This is a genomic window from Kitasatospora sp. NPDC001119, assembly GCF_053598475.1.
In genome coordinates this window covers 66,849-82,149 of record NZ_JBSFKI010000003.1, presented here as the reverse complement: position 1 = coordinate 82,149, position 15,301 = coordinate 66,849, and the positions used below count along the sequence as shown (strand labels likewise).

Genomic DNA, 15,301 nt, shown 5'->3' with positions numbered 1-15,301 from the left:
GGCCCCGGTGCGGTGGGCGCGGCCCGGCCGAGGGCCGCTCGCGGGTGAGGCGGCCGAGGGCGGCGGTCAGAACGTCACGACGATCTTCCCGGCCAGGCCGCCCTCGCGGAACCGCTCGTGCGCGGCCCGGATCTCCTGGAGCCCGTACGTGGCGTGCACCCGCGGCCGCAGGGCGCCGGCGTCGACGAGCCGGGCCAACTCGGCCAGCCCGGCGCCGTCCTCGCGCACCTGGTGGACGGTGGTGCGCACGCCCCGGGCGGAGAGGTCGGGGACGGGGCCGGCCTGGGTGGCGATCGAGGCGTAGCGGCCGCCGTCCGCGACCGCGTCGGTGACGAAGGCCCCGAAGGTGTCGAAGACCGCGTGGTAGCCGCCGCCCCGGAAGGCGGCGGGGTCGGTGGAGACGAGCCCCGCGCCGTGCTCGCGGGCGAAGCCGGCCTGTGCGTCGCGGGAGACCAGGGCGTCGACCTCGACGCCCCGCGCCCGGGCTATCTGCAGGGCGAGCCCGCCGACCGCGCCGGCGGCACCGGCGATCAGCAGCCGCTCGCCGGCGGACACCGCCAGCCAGTCCAGCGTCTGCAGGGCCGTCAGCCCGGGCAGCGGCAGCGTGGCGGCCTCGACCAGGCTGACCGCCCGGGGCGCGACGGCCACCGCCGCCGCGGGGAGGGCGACCAGGTCGGCCCAGGTGCCGCGGGTGGTGCCGAGTTGGTGGGACATGGCGATGACCCGTTCCCCCGCCTCCAGCGGGCTGTCGCCGCCGTCGACCACGACGCCGGCCAGGTCCCAGCCGAGCGTCGTCGGCAGCGGGGGAGCGCCCTCGCCGATGGCCCCCTCCCGGGTCTTGTCGTCGACGGGGTTGATGCCGCTCGCGACGGTCCGGACCAGCACCTCCCCGGGCCCGGGCACGGGCCGGGGGGTCTCGACGAGGTCGAGGACCTCGGGGGTGCCGAAACGGTCGATCTGGATGGCGCGCACGGAGGGCCCTTCACGAGGCGGGTGCTGACGCCTGGTGAAACCCCGCCGGTGGATGCCGGATTCCCCGCCTTCGCGGGCTGCCTCCCGCCGCCGGGCCCCGTTCCCCGCCGCCCCGGCTCCGTTGACTAAACCCTACCCCCCTAGGGTATGTTCTCGGTCGTCCTCACCGGGGTCGTCGACCGGCACATCCACCGTGCCCGTCCTGCGAGTTGACGATCCCCGGCGATCGCCGCGAGGCACCGCCCCCGGCCGATACCCCTCACAGACAGGGAGCAAGAGATGGCAACCGACAGCACCGGGCCCGACCCCCGGAGGTGGCGCGCACTGGCGCTGATCGCCGCCGCGCAGTTCGTGGTGATCATGGACACCTCGATCATCGGGGTGGCCCTGCCCAGGATGAAGGACGCCCTCGGCTTCGGCCAGGAGGACCTGTCCTGGGTGTTCAACGCGTACGTGGTCGCCTTCGGCGGCCTGCTCCTGCTCGGCGGACGGCTCTCCGACCTGCTCGGCGCCCGCCGCCTGTTCAGCGCCGGCTGGGCGGTCCTCGGCGCGGGCTCACTGCTCGCCGGCCTCGCCGGGAACGTGCCCACCGAGCTGGCCGGCCGCGGCGTCCAGGGCCTCGGCGCCGCCCTCATCGCCCCCTCGGCGCTCACCCTGCTGATGACGCTCTTCGGCGGGAACCCGAAGGAACTGACCAAGGCCTTCGCCCTGTACGGCGCGGCGGCCCCGGCCGGCGGCACCGCGGGCGTCTTCCTCGGCGGCCTGATCACCCAGTACGTCAGCTGGCCCTGGGTGTTCTATATCAACATCCCGGTGGCCGCGGTCGCGCTGCTCGCCACTCCCGCGCTGATGCCCTCCGCGCCCCGGCGCCGCGGCGGCATCGACCTCGTCGGCGCGCTCACCGTCACCGCCGGACTGGCCGCCGCCGTGTACGCCGTCGTCCGCGCCCCGGAGGCGGGTTGGGCCTCCGCGTCGACCCTGCTGACCCTGGCCGGCGCGGCCGTGCTGCTGGCCGCCTTCCTGGTCGTCCAGGGCAGGCGCCGCGAGCCGCTGATGCGGCTGGGCATCTTCCGGGTGCCGAACCTCGGCGCCGCCAACCTCGCCCAGTTCCTGCTGGCCGCGGCCTGGGTGCCGATGTGGTTCTTCCTGAACCTCTACCTCCAGCAGGTCCTCCACCTCGGCGCCTTCGCCAGCGGCGCGGCCCTGCTGCCGATGACCGTCGCCATCATGGGCATCATGATCACCCTGGCGCCCCGGCTGATCGCCCGCTTCGGCCCCAAGGCACTGGTCGTCACCGGCATGCTCGCCCTCGGCGCCGGCCTGGCCGGGCTCTCGCTGGCCCGCCCGGACGGCAACTTCTGGACCGACGTGCTGCCCGCCTCCCTGCTCGCCGCGACCGGCATGGCGCTCGCCTTCATCCCCTCCCTCGGCACCGCGATCTCCAGCGCGCCCCCGGAGGACGGCGGCCTCGCCTCCGGCATCGTCAACACCGGCTACCAGGTGGGCTCGGCGCTCGGCCTGGCCGCGATGACCGCACTGGCCGGCGCCCGGACCCCGGACGCCACCGTCCAGGGCCTGACCTCGGGCTTCTCCGCGGCCTTCCTCGGCGCCGCGGCGATCGCGGTGGCCGGAGGCCTGCTCGCGGCGGCCACCCTGCGCACCCCGCGCCCCGGGCGCCCGGACGCCACCGGGACGAAGTCCGCGACGGCCGCGTGAGGCCGCCCACCACCCCGTCCGCCCCGCCGGGGCCGCGTCCACCGACGCGGCCCCCGACGGCCGTACCCCCCACGAAGGAGCCCTCGATGACGCACCACCCGGCCCCCGCCACACGCCCGCCCGCCCTGCTGCGCGCCGTACGCCACCCCGTCACCCGCTGCCTGATCGCCTGCCTGGCCGGCGCCGTCGCGGCGGCCGTCACCGCCGACCCGGCCCGTGGCACCCCCGCCCCCTGCCGCCCGGGCCGCTGACCACTCGCGCCCGCACTCGATCCTCCGCTCCTCACGTACGCTCCTCAGTCGTGGACTTCACCCCCGAAGCACTCGCCGAGCTCGCGCGGGCCGGAGACGCCGCCGCACTGCGGCAGGCCCTGCCCGTAGCCCTGCCCTGGTGCACCGTCCTGCCCGACGGGGACCTCGACACCCTGATCACCGAACTGTTCGACACGGCGCGCGGCGCGGTGGCCCCGGACGACCTCGCCCCGGTGGAGCTCCTGCTCACCCAGTGGCAGCACAGCGCCGAGGTGTACGCGGACCCGGCCCTGCTCGCCGTCCTCACCCGCGAGCCGGAGGCCGACCTCGGGCCCGTCCCGCCGCCCGGGGCGGACCGACGAGCCTCGGACTGACCTGCGCGGGGCTCAACGGCCGTCCTGTGGCCCGCCGTTCGCCTCCGCCACCGCTGCCGCGCGCAGCGCCGCCGCCAGGCGGCGGACCGGGTCGGTGGGCGGCTGCGGGAGGCGGGCCAGCAGCAGGCGCCGCACCTCCTGCGGGCCGCCGCGTACCGGCAGGACGCGTACGCCGGGCGGTGCGGCGGCGGCCATGGCGGGGGAGACGGTGGTCAGCCCGCCGCCGGCCGCCACCAGGTGCAGCTTGGCGAGCCAGTCGCGGGCGGTGTGGGCGATCTCGGGCCGTTCGTCCAGCCCCGGCCACACTCCCATCAGCCGGTCGGCCCCGGCGGACGGCCCGGCGATCCACCGCTGCCCGCGCAGGTCGGCCACGTCGACGTACTCCCCGCGGGCCAGCGGGTGCGCGGCGGGCACGGCCAGGCACAGGGCGCGCTCGGTGAGGGTCTGCAGCACCAGGGGCGGCGACTCGGTGTCCGGGGCGCGGAACGGCGGGGCCGAGGAGAGCAGGGCGAGGTCGATGCCGCCCGCCCGCAGGGCCCGCGCCAGCGTCGCGGTGCCGCCCTCGCGGCTGGTCACCCGTACCCCCGGGTCGCTGCGCCGCAGCGCGGCGAGGGCCTGCGGGACGAGCGTGGTGCCGGCGGTCGGCACCCAGCCGAGCCGGACCGTCCCGCCCTCCTCGGGCCTACCGGACAGTTCGCGGGCCGCCGCGTCGATCTCCTCCAGCACGACGGTCGCGTGCCGCATCACCACCCGCCCGGCGGCCGTCAGCCGGACGCCCTCGCGGCGCCGTTCCAGCAGCTCCGCGCCCGCGGCCCGTTCGATCGAGGCGATCTGCCGGGACACCGCCGACTGGGTGTACCCCAGCGCCTGCGCGGCCGCCGTGAAGGTGCCCTGCTCGGCCACGGCCCGGAACACCCGCAGCGCGGTCAGCGAGACGTCCGTGAAGTCCATGACGTCTACGCATAGCAGAGGTGCGAGAGTTTCGTTGGACTCATGGAGGCGCCGGTTCCTACCGTGGTCGGTATGAGCGATCCCCGCACCGCCCTCGTCACGGGGGCCAACCAGGGCCTCGGCCGGGCCCTCGCCGAGGGGCTGGCGGCCCGCCTGCGGCCGGCCGACCTGGTCCTGCTCACCGGCCGCAGCGAGCAGCGCGTCACCGAGGCCGCCCACCAGGTCGCCCGGTCGGCCGGCACCTGTGGCCGCGTCGAAGGACGGGTCCTGGACGTCACCGACACCGAGGCCCTCGCCCGCCTCGCCGACGAACTCCGGCAGCGGCACGGCGGCGTCGACATCGTCCTGTCCAACGCCGTCGCCCGGCTGCTCCCCGGCGAGTCGCAGTCCGAGCGCGCCGACGAGTTCATCGACGTCTCCAACACCGCCACCCACGCCGTGCTGCGCGACTTCGCCCCGGTGCTGCGCCCCGGCGGCCGACTGCTCGTGGTGGCCAGCAGCCTGGGCACCCTCGGCCACCTGGACCCCCGGCTGCGGCACCTGTTCGACGGCGCGACCCTCGACCAGGTGGAGTACGCCGTCGAGTCCTGGCGCACCGCGATCCACCACGGCACCGCCGAGGAGGCGGGCTGGCCGCGCTGGCTGAACGTGCCCTCGAAGGTGGCCCAGGTGGCCGCCGTCCGGGCGGTCGCCGCCGAGCGGCGCGAGCGCGACCTCGCCGCCGGCATCCTGATCGCCTCCGTCTGCCCGGGCATGGTCGACACCGCGACCTCGCGCCCCTGGTTCGGCGACTACCGCGAGGCGCGCCCGCCCGCGGTGGCGGCCGCGGACATCCTGGACCTGGTGTTCGCCGAGCCCGTCGACCCGGCCCTGTACGGCGAACTCGTCCGCGCGGGCCGCCCGCTCGACTGGTACGGCGGCACGCCGCCGACCGAGCAGGACCGCCTGCTCGTACCGTGAGGGCGTCGACAACACCCGTCCCCCGAAGAGGAGTTCACCGATGAACGCGATCAGCACGCCGTACGGCTTCGCGACCACCGCCGCCGAGGTCGCGCAGGGCGTCGACCTCACCGGCCGCCGCGCCGTGGTGACCGGCGCCGCCTCCGGCCTCGGCACGGAGACCGCCCGGGTGCTGGCCGGCACCGGCGCCGCCGTCACCCTGGCCGTCCGCGACGTGGCGGCCGGGCGGCGGGTCGCCGAGGAGATCACCGCGGCCACCGGCAACCGGGAGGTGCACGTCGGCCGGCTGGACCTCACCGACCTGGCCTCCGTCGCCGCGTTCGCGGAGGCCTGGCAGGGCCCGCTGCACATCCTGGTGAACAACGCCGGCGTGATGGCCTGCCCGGAGCGGTACACCGAGCAGGGCTGGGAGTGGCAGTTCGCCACCAACCACCTGGGGCACTTCGCCCTCGCCACCGGCCTGCACCGCGCGCTCGCCGCCGACGGCGCCGCCCGGATCGTCTCGGTCAGCTCCAGCGCCCACCAGCGGTCGCCGATCGTCTGGGACGACGTCCACTTCGCCTTCCGCCCGTACGACCCGTGGCTCGCCTACGCCCAGTCCAAGACCGCCAACGTCCTGTTCGCGGTCGAGGCGAGCCGCCGCTGGGCCGGCGACGGCATCACCGCCAACGCCCTGATGCCCGGCGCGATCCTCACCAACCTCCAGCGCCACACCGACGGCCAGGGCAGCGGGACCATCCCGCCCGAGCTGATGAAGACGGTCGCCCAGGGAGCGGCGACCTCCGTCCTGCTCGCCGTCTCACCCCTCTTGGACGGCGTCGGCGGCCGCTACTTCGCCGACTGCGACGAGGCCGAGGTGCTCGACCGCCGAGGCGTCCCGCTGCAAGGCGTCGCACGCTACGCGCTGGACGGCGAGAACGCCCGGAGGCTCTGGGACCTGTCGGAGGAGTCGGTGAAGTCCTCCGGCTGACCGCCGCTCGGACCGGACCGGACCGGGTCCGCTGTGAGCCCATCATGCCCGCGAGGGTATGGCGCGATAACGGGATTGGTCTTGGAAAAGGCCGGCTCGCGGGTCATAGCGTCGAGGGAGTTCGCGCACGAGTTCACAGCGAAGGGGGAGCCTCCATGGGCACCAACGGAAGCAGCAGCAGGTACCTGACGGCCAGGAGGTTCGTCGCCGCCGCGCTGGCCACGGCCGCGATCGGATTCGCCGCGGTGGGCACCGCGGACGCTGACAGCCTGCGGAAGGGGCGCGTCGAGGTGCTCGAACTCAAGGTCCAGAACGACCAGTACGAGGTGCTGGACCTCGGCGCGGCCGGGCCGAGCCTGGGCGACATGGACGTCTACTCCGGCGCCACCGTCCAGGGCGGCCACAGCGTCGGACGCGGGGGCGGATCGTGCCAGGTCGTCCAGCTCCACGGTGGGGAGGTGACGAAGCAGTGCCTCATCACCATGGAGGTCGAGGGCGGCTCCCTGACCATGCAGTCGCTCTGGACGAAGGGATCGAGTGCCCCGCTCGACATGGCCGTCACCGGCGGTACGGGCGCCTACGCCGGCGCGCACGGAATCGTCCGCTTCTGGGACATCGGCACGCCGGACGAGCGGGCGCGGGCCGAGATCCAGCGCTGATCGGGCCAGGGCTCCGGCCCGTCAAAGGGCAGGTGGTGTGAGGCGGGAAGGTTTGCGCGAGAAGTCGGCCAGGCCGACTTCTCGCGCAACTGCTTTCAGGTGTTGGTGGTTGCGGACAGGTGTGAGGCCCCCGACCCGCACGAGGTCCTGAGCCGGTGTTCCGCTCCTCCTCACCTCACCGGGCCGCGGGACAAGCCCGATCCGGGCTGTGCGGCGGAGCCGCTCAGCCCTGGTGAGGGATGCCCAGTGCTCGGACGAGCTGGGCCAGTTCCTCGCGGAAGAGCTTGTCAGGGCTGGCCATCTGAGTGTGGAGGTGGCCGTAGATCTCCAGTGACACCAGGCCGTGCAGGTGTCCCCAGACGCGCAGGGCGAGTGCGACGGCGGCGGGGGGCAGCTCCGGGAAGGCCTCGCGCACCTTGTCGCGGAGCCCGGGGTCGAAGTCGGGCCACTCGAACGTGCTGTCTCGGTAGAGGTGTTCGGTGTGGGGCCAGGCAGCCGCCGCGAGTGCGGCGAGTCCTGTGCACACCCGGCGCGCGGCGTCCGGGGCGGCGCCGCCCTCGGGGGCGTGGTAGCCGGGGACCGGGTCACCGTAGACGAGGCGGAAGCCCTCGGGGTTGGCGACGGCCCAGTTCCGGAAGGCGGTGGCCCATGCCTGGATCCGGACCGCCGGGTCCTTGGCGGGGGCGGCCTCCCAGGCCGCGTCCACGGCGTCGGCCAGCGCGGTGTACACGTCGTTGATGAGCGTGGTGACCAGATCGTCGCGGGTGGCGAAGTAGCCGTAGATGGCGTTGGCGGTCATGCCCATCTCTCGGGCGATGGCCCGCAGCGTGATGGCGTCGGGGCCGCCTGAGGCCATCAGCGCCAATGCCACGCTCTTGATTTCGGCCGTCGTCTCGGCGCGCAGCCGCTCGCGTCGTCCTGTGGTCCCGGTAGCCGCCATGCGGACACTCTACAGTGTCACCAGATTGGTTGGCGTATCGAAACTTCACGCCGTATAGTTTTCGCCGCAGCGACCGACGGTCCGTCATGTCGCCGTATTCGCAGGCAGGTTGAGGGGAGAACCATGCACATCGGAGTCATCGGCGCCACTGGCGGCATCGGCAGCCGGGTCGTCACCGAGGCACTTCAGCGCGGACACCTGGTCTCGGCCTTCGGTCGGGACACTTCACGGATCAAGGAGACCCGCGAGAACATCACCTGGGCCGACGTCGACGTCCTCGACGCGGCGAGCATCGCGGCCGTGCTGCCCGGCCTGGACGTGCTGATCAGCGGATTCCAGCCGGGCAACGCCGCCAAGGACTTCGCCGACACCGTCCGTCGCTCCATCGCCGACCCCACGGTCTACGCGACTGCCGCCCGCGCGCTGCTGACGGCACTGGAGAGCCACCCCAGGACGCGCCTGATCGTGATCGGCGGTGCCGGAAGCCTGGAGGTCGAACCGGGCGTGGTGCGCGCCGACCATGACGAGCTGATCCATGAGAGCCTCGACGCGCTCGGACTGCCCCGGGAGTACGCGGCCGCCGTGCGCGGCCACCGGGACGCCCTGACCGTCCTGCGAACCTCGAATCGGCTGTGGACCTACTTCAGCCCGGCCGAGGACATCGCTCCCGGCGAGCGTACCGGCCGTTTCCGGACCGGTGGTGACCAATTCGTCCTGGACGCGGACGGACGCAGTCGCATCTCGGTGGAGGACGCCGCGGTCGCCCTGGTCGACGAGGCGGAGCTGCCGCGCTTCGTCCAGCGCCGCTTCACGGTCGGGTACTGAAAGGTCGTAGTCGAGATCCGTCCGGGAACCTCTCTCCTGGCCGTGCTCCGGCAAGCCGCTCCGCACCCGATCGGGTGAACAGCAGAAGGTGCCGGGCGATCCCGCGAGGGGATCGCCCGGCACCTCTCGTACGGGCCCGCTCAGTGCTGATGGCCGGCCGGGGCGGCGGCGCCGTCCGTCGTCACGGTGAAGGCCGCCGTGTGGACGGTGTCCTGGTGCTTGAAGTCCAGGAAGAGGCGGTAGCTGCCGGGGCTCGGGGCGGTGGTGGTGAAGCCGATCTCCGGGCCCGGGGTGCCGGTGTCCGGGTGGACGTGCAGGTAGGCGAGGTCGCCGGCGCGCAGGGCGACGAGGTGGCCGTACGCGCCGAGGTAGGGCTGGAGGTCGGTGACCGGCCGGCCGTCCTTGCTGACGGTGAGGGTGAGCGTGCCGCTGCGCCCGGGCGTGAGGTCGCCGCCGAGGGTGACGGTGTAGCCGTCGACGGTGACGGTCCGTCCGGTCTCCGGCAGCGGGGCGGGCCGCAGGTCGCCCGCGGCGTGCAGGTCGGCGCCGAGGGTGAGTCCCTCGCTGGCCCCGGCTGGGGTGAAGTCCGCGAAGACCCGGTACTCCCCGGCGGCGGGGACGGCGGTCTGGGCGCTCCAGGTGCCGTCGGCGGCGAGGGTCGGGTGCAGGTGCTGGAAGGTCGACAGGTCGCGCGGGGCGACGATCAGGTGCAGGTCCTTCTCGTGCTGCTGCTGGTAGGCGGTGACGGGCTTGCCGTCCGTGCCGAGGATGCGGAAGCGCAGGTCGGTGGGGGAGCCGGCGGTCACGAACGGGTTCTCGACGCTGAGCGTGTAGCCGCGCTCGGAGACCTGCAGCCCGCCGGGCAGGTGCTCGGCGCCGCCGTCCGTCGGCTCCGCGCCGTGCCCGGCGTGCCCGCCGTGCGCGGTGGTGGCGGGCTTGGGGGAGGGGCCGTTGCCGGTGGCGTGGCCGACGCCGAGGGCGAGGCCGAAGGCGGCGGCGAGTCCGGCGGTGAAGGCGGTGATGCGCAGCGGGGTGTTCATGGCGGCGTTTCTCCTCGTGATGCGGGACGGCAGGACAGCAGGACGGCAGGACAGAAGGGGGACGGGCCGGGCGCTCAGGCCCGCATGAGCCGGGCGATGGCCTGGGTGGCCTCGGCGACCTTGGCGTCCGCCTCGGCCCCGCCGCCCGCGATGGCGTCGTGGACGCAGTGGGCGAGGTGGGAGTCGAGCAGCTGTAGCGCCACGGACTGGAGGGCCTTGGTGGCGGCGGAGACCTGGGTGAGCGTGTCGATGCAGTAGGTGTCGGTGTCGACCATGCGCTGGAGGCCGCGGATCTGGCCCTCGACGCGGCGCAGGCGGCGCAGGAGCTGGTCCTTGTCGTTGTGGTAGCCGGCCATGGGGTCCTCCTCGGGTTCCGGCGGGGGCTCGGTGCGACGTGATGCGCCTCGATGCGGCTCGGCGCCGCTCGATGCCCACGAGTGAATACCCCATGGGGGTATCAAGTCAAGCAGTCTCCGCCTCTCCAAAAATACGGGCAGGGGGTATCCGTCAGGGCTTGCGGCCGATACCCCTCAGGGGTATAAATGAACCCGGCACCGCCCGATACCCCCCATGGGTACGAGGGCCCGGCCGCCGAACGTACCGCACGACGACGTCACGAGGAGCGACGATGACTACGCAGGCACCCGCCTCAGCGGAGGTGGAACTCTCGATCGGCGGCATGACGTGCGCCTCCTGCGCGGCCCGGATCGAGAAGAAGCTCAACCGGATGGACGGGGTCACGGCCAGCGTCAACTACGCCACCGAGAAGGCGAAGGTCTCCTTCGAGGGCGGGGTCGAGGTCGCCGACCTGATCGCCACCGTCGAGGCCACCGGCTACACCGCCGCGCTGCCCAAGCCCCCGGCCGCGGAAGGGGGTTCGGGTGCCGGGCAGGCCGAGCCGGCCGACGAACTGGCCCCGCTGCGCCAGCGGTTGTTCACCGCCGTGGCGCTCGCGGTGCCGGTGATCGCGATGGCGATGGTGCCGGCCCTCCAGTTCGACAACTGGCAGTGGCTGTCGCTGACCCTCGCCGCACCGGTCGTCACCTACGCCGCCTGGCCGTTCCACCGGGCCGCGTTCACCAACGTCCGGCACGGCGCCGCGACCATGGACACCCTGGTCTCGCTCGGCACCACCGCCGCGTTCCTCTGGTCGCTGTGGGCGCTGTTCTTCGGCGACGCCGGGATGCCGGGCATGCGGCACGGCTTCGAGTTCACCATCGCCCGCGGCGACGGCTCGTCCAACATCTACCTGGAGGCGGCGGCCGGGGTCACCGCCTTCATCCTGGCCGGCCGCTACTTCGAGGCGCGCTCCAAGCGCACCGCCGGGGCCGCGCTCAAGGCGCTGCTGGAACTGGGCGCCAAGGACGTGACGGTGCTGCGCGGCGGGGCCGAGGTGCGCATCCCGATCGCCGACCTCGCCGTGGGCGACCGCTTCGTGGTCCGGCCGGGCGAGAAGATCGCCACCGACGGCACGGTGGTCGAGGGCGCCTCGGCGGTGGACGCCTCGATGCTGACCGGCGAGTCCGTCCCGGTCGAGGTCGGGGTCGGCGACAACGTCACCGGCGCCACCGTCAACGCGGGCGGCCGGCTGGTGGTCGAGGCCACCCGGGTCGGCGCCGACACCCAGCTGTCCCGGATGGCCCGGCTGGTCGAGGAGGCCCAGAACGGCAAGGCCGCCGCCCAGCGCCTCGCGGACCGGATCTCCGCGGTCTTCGTCCCGATCGTGATCACCCTCGCGGTGGCCACCCTCGGCTACTGGCTGGGCACCGGCGAAGGCTGGACCGCCGCCTTCACCGCGGCCGTCGCCGTGCTGATCATCGCCTGCCCGTGCGCCCTCGGCCTGGCCACCCCGACCGCCCTGCTGGTCGGCACCGGCCGCGGCGCCCAGCTGGGCGTCCTGATCAAGGGCCCGGAGGTCCTGGAGTCCACCCGCAAGGTCGACACCATCGTCCTGGACAAGACCGGCACCGTCACCACCGGCCAGATGACCCTGCTCGCCGTGCACACCGCCGAGGGCGTGGACCGGGCCGAGGTGCTGCGCCTGGCCGGCGCCCTGGAGCACGCCTCCGAGCACCCGATCGCCCGGGCCATCGCCACCGCCGCCGCCAAGGCCGGCGAACTGCCCGCCGTCGAGGGCTTCGAGAACGTCCCGGGCCTGGGCGTCCAGGGCGTGGTGGACGGCCACGCCGTGGTGGCCGGCCGGGAGGCTCTGCTGAACGAGTGGTCGCAGTACCTGCCCGAGGCGCTGGCCGAGGCCAAGCGCACCGCCGAGGCGGCCGGCCGCACCGCGATCGCGGTCGGCTGGGACGGCGAGGCCCGGGCCGTGCTGGAGGTCGCCGACGCGGTCAAGCCGACCAGTGCCGAGGCCATCGGCAGGCTGCGCGCCCTGGGCCTGACCCCGGTGCTGCTCACCGGCGACAACCGGCTGGTCGCCGAGGCCGTGGCGGCCGAGGTCGGCATCGGGCCGGAGCACGTGATCGCCGAGGTCATGCCGCAGGACAAGGTCGACACCGTCAAGCGGCTGCAGGCCGAGGGCAAGGTCGTCGCGATGGTCGGCGACGGCGTCAACGACGCGGCCGCGCTCGCCCAGGCCGACCTGGGCCTGGCGATGGGCACCGGTACCGACGCCGCCATCGAGGCCGGCGACCTCACCCTGGTCCGTGGCGACCTGCTGGCCGCGGCGGACGCCATCCGGCTCTCCCGCAGGACCCTGGCCACCATCAAGAGCAACCTGTTCTGGGCCTTCGGCTACAACGTCGCCGCCCTGCCGCTGGCTGCCGCCGGCCTGCTCAACCCGATGATCGCGGGGGCCGCGATGGCCTTCTCCTCGGTCTTCGTGGTCGGCAACAGCCTCCGGCTGCGCCGCTTCCGCTGAGCCGCGGAGCCGCCGGGCCGGTCCGCGCCGCCGAGCCGGTCCGCGCCGCCGAGCCGCTCCGCACCGCCGGGCCGAGGCCCCGGAGCCCCACCAGGGTTCCGGGGCCTCGGTGCGCGCCGCCGCCGCAGACCCTGGCCGACCAGCGCGGATCACCCGCGACTAGAGTCCGACCCATGGACGAAGACACCGCGCTCTGGCACCGGATCGCCGACCTCCTGCCCGCCGACGCCGCCCAGGGCGTCAAGGACTGCCGGGCGATCGGCGAGCAGGAGAGCGGGCTCGGCCTGCTGGTCGAGGGCCTGCTCGCCCGCCAGATCCCGATCGGCGGTACGGACCGGGCGCAGATCTCCGTGCTCACCGAGGAGTGGGGGGAGCGCGAGCGGCTCGCCCCCGGCCTGCTGCGCTGCCCGGGCGACGGCGCGCCCGCCCCGGTACGGCTGCTGGACGGCGAGCGCGACGAGGCCGAGGTGGTGACGGGCTGGAGCGAACCGGAGCTGGCCGACCTGGTCCTCGTCCCGTGGATCGGCTGCACCCGCTGCGGCCGGACCCTGCTGCGCGCCCACACCTGGGAGCCCTGGGACGACTTCTCGTACCACGCCGAGCGCTACGTGATCAGCACGCCGGACGGCCGCCGGGCGGAACGGATCCTCCCACGGGACGCCGCCGGGGCGGCCTTCGCCGAGCTCCTCCACGGCTGCCCGGAAGCCACGGCCTGACCCCCTCCGACGAACTGCTCCACGGCTGCCCGGAAGCGCACTGACGCTAACCCTCCTCCGGCAGCTCCACCGCCTGCCAGCGGTACGCCGCGTCCTCCTGCCACACCTGCAACTCGCCCTCCACCACCGCCGCCAGGCACAGCCGCCAGTCGTCGCCGATGGCCAGCGCGACCCGGGTGGCCGGGCGCAGCGTCGGCCGCCACCAGCGCGGCCGGCGGGACGCGCCGCCGGCCGGCAGCCGCAGCCGTACGCCGCCCGCTCCGGCCAGTGCGACGGTCGGGCCGCCGCGGTGGCCCACCATGGCGAGGCCGAGCGAGGGCTCGCCGTCGCCGATCTCCGTTCCGGCCTCCGTTCCCGCCCCGGCTGTCCCCGCCCCCGCCCCCGCCCCCGTGCCCAGCGTGTGCAGCTGGACGGAGCCGTCCGCCCGCAGCACGGCGGCCTGCGGTCCGGCGGAGGTGCGGGCCAGCGCCCCGGCGCGCAGCGGGCCGGCCGGGCCCACCGGGACGGGCGGTCGGGCGGCGCCGGGCCGCCAGCTCAGCAGCCGTTCGCGGTGCTCGACCAGCAGCAGCCAGCTGCCGGGCCGCTCCTCCTCGGCGGCGAGCACCCGGTCGGCCGGGCAGCCGGGGTGCTCCTGGCCGGTGAGGGTGCGGCCGGGCGCCCAGCGGTACGAGCGCAGCGCGCCGCCGACGGCCGCCCACACCGTCATCTCCCCGGCCGAACCGACCGCGCCCGCCAGGCCGTTGACCCCGCGCGCGGCCTCCCACCAGCCCGCGGCCGTACCGACCCACAGGGTGCCGCCGCGGTCCTCGGCGCAGACCACCAGCTCGCCCGGGTGTCCGGCCCAGCCGGCCGTCAACTCCCGTACGGCGGAGAGGCCCTGGCCTGCCGGGAGGGCCCGGCCGGGGCTGCCGGGCCCGGTCAGCGCGGTGCCGTCGGCGCCGCCGGTGACCACCAGCGGGCGCCCGGCCGGGTCGGGCAGCACGGCCAGGCCCGCGGTACGGGCCACCGGCCGGTGGGCGCGCAGCAGTTCACGGCCACGGGCGGCCCACGGGCCGAGCGGGGCGGGGCGGCGGTCGGGGTCGCGGGCCAGCGGCTCGCAGGCCCAGCGCGCCAACTCCTCGCCGTAGCCCGCCGCCAGCAGTTCGGCGCGGGCCTGTTCGGCGGCCAGCCGGTGGTCCAGGCGGCCGTGGTCGGGCAGCAGCAGGGTGCGGGCGAGGGTGCCGACCGCGAACAGGTCCTTGGCGGTGGTCGGGAAGCCGCCGACCTGCTCGGCCTCCGGCGGGACGTGCCCGGGGGTGAACACCGCGACGGTCAGGGCGTGGTCCAGCGGGGCGAGGAAGGTCAGGTCGATCAGCTTGACCTGCCCCTGGCCGTCCACCAGGACGTTGGCGGGGGAGATGTCGCGGTGCACCCAGCGCTTGCGGTGCAGCTCGTCGACGATCCGGCAGAGCCGGGCCAGCACCTCGGCCACCGCCGGCGGCCCGCCGCGCTGGCCGCGCGCCCAGGTGTGCAGCGGCACGCCCTCGACCCAGGGCGAGATCTGGTAGCCCAGCAGCGCGCCGCCGGGCGGGGTGCCGGGCCGGTGCGGGGAGGGGCCGAGCAGGAAGCTGGGCACGACGAGGTCGGTGACGCCCAGCCGGTGCGCGTTGTGCGAGACGTCGTCCCAGCGGCCGAGCCAGCGCCGCACCTCGCCCGGGTCGCGCTCCAGCATGATCTTCGCGGCGACCAGTTCCTTGCGCCCGTTGTGCCCGGTGCGGACCGCCCGCCACACCTCGGCCTCGCCGCCCCGGTGGTGGAACTCCAGGAGTTCGTACTGCTCGGGGTCGAACTCCGGCCCGAACCGGAGCCCGGGCACCCAACGCGACTCCGACACTCGACCCCCGACGGTTGACCGCTGTTGACGCGCCGGTTCAGGTGCCGCCGGCGCGCTGCTGGCTGTGCTGCCGTTCCGCTCCCGACGAGCTGCTGCTGTGCTGCTGTCGTACGGCTGCCGCGCTGCCCAGGATAGTGCGCTTTCCTGTTCGGCTGTCCGATCGAGGGCCTATTCTGATG

The 15,301-nt window shown here is 74.8% G+C and carries 15 protein-coding genes; 9 read left to right on the top strand and 6 right to left on the bottom strand.

Going from position 1 to position 15,301, the window contains the following annotated elements:
• Window positions 1-66: 66 nt before the first annotated feature.
• Window positions 67-972, bottom strand: coding sequence for an NADP-dependent oxidoreductase (locus ACWDD9_RS04595; protein WP_380781831.1), 906 nt, complete (start codon window positions 970-972; stop codon window positions 67-69).
• Between the two features lie 279 nt (window positions 973-1,251).
• Here ACWDD9_RS04595 and ACWDD9_RS04590 point away from each other — a divergent pair, with 279 nt between their 5' ends.
• The 3 genes from ACWDD9_RS04590 (at window position 1,252) to ACWDD9_RS04580 (ending at window position 3,313) form a co-directional block, all read left to right on the top strand.
• The gene (locus ACWDD9_RS04590) at window positions 1,252-2,688 is read left to right on the top strand and encodes an MFS transporter (RefSeq protein ID WP_449810792.1); all 1,437 of its coding nucleotides are present in this window, start codon (window positions 1,252-1,254) and stop codon (window positions 2,686-2,688) included.
• A gap of 86 nt (window positions 2,689-2,774) precedes the next feature.
• On the top strand, window positions 2,775-2,939 hold the full coding sequence (locus ACWDD9_RS04585; RefSeq protein WP_449810791.1) for a hypothetical protein: 165 nt from the start codon (window positions 2,775-2,777) through the stop codon (window positions 2,937-2,939).
• A gap of 50 nt (window positions 2,940-2,989) precedes the next feature.
• Window positions 2,990-3,313, top strand: a complete 324-nt coding sequence (locus ACWDD9_RS04580; protein ID WP_449810790.1) for a hypothetical protein — start codon at window positions 2,990-2,992, stop codon at window positions 3,311-3,313.
• A gap of 12 nt (window positions 3,314-3,325) precedes the next feature.
• Here ACWDD9_RS04580 and ACWDD9_RS04575 read toward each other — a convergent pair whose 3' ends face one another.
• A complete protein-coding gene (locus ACWDD9_RS04575) occupies window positions 3,326-4,264 on the bottom strand; it encodes a LysR family transcriptional regulator (protein WP_449810789.1) in 939 nt (312 codons plus the stop codon).
• Between the two features lie 72 nt (window positions 4,265-4,336).
• On the opposite strand from ACWDD9_RS04575, the gene ACWDD9_RS04570 reads away from it, so the two are divergent.
• The 3 genes from ACWDD9_RS04570 (at window position 4,337) to ACWDD9_RS04560 (ending at window position 6,853) form a co-directional block, all read left to right on the top strand.
• The gene (locus ACWDD9_RS04570) at window positions 4,337-5,224 is read left to right on the top strand and encodes an SDR family NAD(P)-dependent oxidoreductase (protein WP_387966847.1); all 888 of its coding nucleotides are present in this window, start codon (window positions 4,337-4,339) and stop codon (window positions 5,222-5,224) included.
• Between the two features lie 40 nt (window positions 5,225-5,264).
• Window positions 5,265-6,194, top strand: a complete 930-nt coding sequence (locus tag ACWDD9_RS04565; RefSeq protein WP_387966848.1) for an SDR family NAD(P)-dependent oxidoreductase — start codon at window positions 5,265-5,267, stop codon at window positions 6,192-6,194.
• 155 nt (window positions 6,195-6,349) lie between these two features.
• Window positions 6,350-6,853, top strand: coding sequence for an allene oxide cyclase barrel-like domain-containing protein (locus tag ACWDD9_RS04560; protein WP_449810788.1), 504 nt, complete (start codon window positions 6,350-6,352; stop codon window positions 6,851-6,853).
• Window positions 6,854-7,076: 223 nt separating this feature from the next.
• On the opposite strand, the gene ACWDD9_RS04555 is transcribed toward ACWDD9_RS04560, so the two are convergent.
• On the bottom strand, window positions 7,077-7,793 hold the full coding sequence (locus ACWDD9_RS04555) for a TetR/AcrR family transcriptional regulator (protein WP_375877140.1): 717 nt from the start codon (window positions 7,791-7,793) through the stop codon (window positions 7,077-7,079).
• A 123-nt stretch (window positions 7,794-7,916) separates the two neighbouring features.
• On the opposite strand from ACWDD9_RS04555, the gene ACWDD9_RS04550 reads away from it, so the two are divergent.
• Window positions 7,917-8,618, top strand: coding sequence for an NAD(P)-dependent oxidoreductase (locus ACWDD9_RS04550; RefSeq protein ID WP_449810787.1), 702 nt, complete (start codon window positions 7,917-7,919; stop codon window positions 8,616-8,618).
• Window positions 8,619-8,758: 140 nt separating this feature from the next.
• Here the strand turns inward: ACWDD9_RS04550 and ACWDD9_RS04545 are convergent, their stop codons facing one another.
• On the bottom strand, window positions 8,759-9,658 hold the full coding sequence (locus tag ACWDD9_RS04545; RefSeq protein ID WP_449810786.1) for a hypothetical protein: 900 nt from the start codon (window positions 9,656-9,658) through the stop codon (window positions 8,759-8,761).
• Window positions 9,659-9,732: 74 nt separating this feature from the next.
• Entirely contained in the window at window positions 9,733-10,014 is a 282-nt protein-coding gene (locus ACWDD9_RS04540; RefSeq protein WP_049651130.1) for a metal-sensitive transcriptional regulator, read from the bottom strand.
• 272 nt (window positions 10,015-10,286) lie between these two features.
• Here ACWDD9_RS04540 and ACWDD9_RS04535 point away from each other — a divergent pair, with 272 nt between their 5' ends.
• Complete coding sequence (locus ACWDD9_RS04535; protein ID WP_449810785.1) at window positions 10,287-12,533, top strand: heavy metal translocating P-type ATPase; 2,247 nt, start codon at window positions 10,287-10,289, stop codon at window positions 12,531-12,533.
• Window positions 12,534-12,706: 173 nt separating this feature from the next.
• Window positions 12,707-13,249 (top strand): hypothetical protein, encoded by a 543-nt coding sequence (locus ACWDD9_RS04530; RefSeq protein ID WP_449810784.1) that lies wholly within the window; start codon window positions 12,707-12,709, stop codon window positions 13,247-13,249.
• 46 nt (window positions 13,250-13,295) lie between these two features.
• Here ACWDD9_RS04530 and ACWDD9_RS04525 read toward each other — a convergent pair whose 3' ends face one another.
• Window positions 13,296-15,104, bottom strand: coding sequence for a protein kinase domain-containing protein (locus ACWDD9_RS04525; protein WP_449810783.1), 1,809 nt, complete (start codon window positions 15,102-15,104; stop codon window positions 13,296-13,298).
• Window positions 15,105-15,301: the final 197 nt, after the last annotated feature.